This is a genomic window from uncultured Campylobacter sp. (assembly GCF_938018145.1).
GTDB lineage: Bacteria > Campylobacterota > Campylobacteria > Campylobacterales > Campylobacteraceae > Campylobacter_A.
In genome coordinates, this window is the sequence record NZ_CALIII010000053.1 from 1 (window position 1) to 2,299 (window position 2,299).

2 protein-coding genes are annotated in these 2,299 nt (G+C 50.6%); both read right to left on the reverse strand.

What is annotated here, in order from left to right:
* Positions 1-451, reverse strand: a 451-nt coding sequence (locus Q0338_RS01295; RefSeq protein ID WP_298085185.1) for a UvrD-helicase domain-containing protein, incomplete at its 3' end; no start/stop codon positions are given.
* The coding region (locus tag Q0338_RS01300; RefSeq protein WP_298085186.1) for a PD-(D/E)XK nuclease family protein at positions 448-2,299 on the reverse strand (1,852 nt) is incomplete at its 5' end. The genes Q0338_RS01295 and Q0338_RS01300, both read right to left, overlap by 4 nt.

The following is a 2,299-nucleotide window of genomic DNA, read 5'->3' on the forward strand; positions in this document are numbered from 1 at the left end:
GCGCTTTTAGTAGCCGCATATCCTTGCTCACGCTCGCGACAAACTCGCCCCGCTGTAGCTCGTTTAAATTTTCGCTCACTTCAAAATCCGCGCTTAGTCCCAAATTTAGGCAAAAGCTGCGTAAAATGCCGACGAAAAACGAGTCAAACGTGCCGATTTTTAGATCGCTTTCTAAAAAATGAGTCGCCCGCGCGTCGCGCATGGCTAAAATTTCATCCCTGCTCGCGCCCAAAATTTGCTCCAGCTCGGCTAGTTCCGCGCCCTTTTCCTCGAGCCGCAAAAAGGTCTGCACGATGCGCTCTTTCATCTCGTTGGCGGCCTTTTTGGTAAAGGTCAGCGCCGTGATCTCGCGCGCGTCGGCGCCTGATAGCAAAATCGCGATAAAACGCACGCTAAGCGCAAAGGTCTTGCCGCTGCCCGCACTCGCCTCGAGGGCCAAAAACGGCTTCATAGCTCGCCTTTCACTAAAATTTTATAGTCTTCGTATTCGCTCATCGCGCCCTTCGCCTCCCCGAAATTTATCGGCGTGTTGTTGATGGATTTTAGCTGCTCGATCGCCTCTGCAAGCGCCTCCGTGCTAGCCTCGCCCACCACCAAGTTCATGTTATCTTTAAGATCGTAAAAGTACCCCTCGCAAGGCCTACCCACGAGCGCCTCGTAAAAGGGTAGTTGCAGCGATTTGGCGTCGAAATTTCCGCTTTTGTAATCAATCACCGCTAGCTCATCGCCGCGCCCATCTATGCGGTCGATTTTACCCGTTATGCGCACGCCCGCAAAGACGCTATCAAGCTCTTTTTCAAGCCCCTGCACGCGCCATCCGTCCTCATATCTGGCGTCCTCTACGGCCCCAAATTTCTGCATCTTTATCATCGTTATCTCGCGCTCTAGCGGCGGCGTGTTTAGCTCTCTTAGCACCGTTTCAAATTTAGCGAGATCAAACCTCTCAAATTTAAAGTAATACTCAAAAAGCGCCCTATGCAGCGAGTTGCCAAAGTCCGCCGCGGACGCGGTTTGCGGCATCACGGGCGGCTTTACGTTCAAAATATATCTGTAATAATACCGCCGCGGGCACTGCAAATAGGTGTTTAGCCTGCTAAAAGAGAGCGGGATAGCGAAAAAATCGTGCTTGACGATGATATCCTGCTCGAAAATTTTAGGCTTTGCGGGCGTTTTTCGCGTGAAATTTATCAAATTTACGGCTTGCTGTTTTTCGCTCGGCGTTTTGTTTTGCGCCGCGTTTTCGTCAAATTTGTCGGCTAAATTTAGCTCGCCGTCCGCTTCGTCAAATTCAAACAAACTCCGCTCTTTGGCGATTTTCATTTGACCTGGCTTAGCCTCGTTCTTTTCGTCAAGACTCGGGTTAATCTCGCCCTCAATTTTTTGCTCCTCCGCAAAATCAGCCTCCGCGTCAAATTCGCCGTTAAACAGCGCCGCATAGCTCTCGTCGCCGTATCTCGCGTCCTCCACGGCGTTAAATTCGCCGAGAAATCTCGACGCGATTTTCTCCTCGTTTGCCGCGTAGCATATCGCCGCTTTTTTCGCGCCGCCGATTAGGCTCTCGTAGTAAAATCTCTGCAAATTTTCGCGGTCGACGTAGCCGATGAGACCCGCTTTTTGCCGCACGCGCGAGCTCAAAAACATCTCGTTTACGCTGCGCTTTGGCACTAAATCGTCGTTAAAATCAAGCACTATGACGCCCTCAAATTTTAGTCCGCGACTCTCCAAAACGCCCATCACGCCGATCTTGCCGCCGCCTACGTGATCAAGCCTAAGCCTGGCTAGCTTTATCAAAAATATCTCGCAAATTTGACGCAGCGTAAAGCTAAAATATCGCGCCAAACTCTGCGCGTAAAATAGCTCCTCGCGCGTTTTTTGCGCTGCTGCGTGGTCGCTCTCAAGCGCCAAAATCTCCTCCATCAGCGCCCTAAAATCCTCAAACGAGCAAGGCGCCTCAAAGCCGTTTTTAAATTTCTCAAACAGCTCGCCGCTAACGCCAAATTCATGGAGATTAAACTCAAATTCGTTGAAATTTTTATAGTTATCCTCGCTCAAATTTACACGGATTTTGTCGTTTATCGCGGTTACTATGCACTTTAAAATTTGAAAAAACCGCGTGCGCGTGAAGCTCTCGCCCATAGCGAAGTTAAACATCTTGCCGCGGTCGTGCAGGCGCAAGATCTCGGCAAAACTCTCGTCGGGCAAGATAACGGCGATGTTTTCGGGCTTTATGCCCTCTGCGACGAACTCGCTAGCCTTTGCCATTGCGTAGGCCGCCTGCAAGCTCCTAGCACCGAAACTC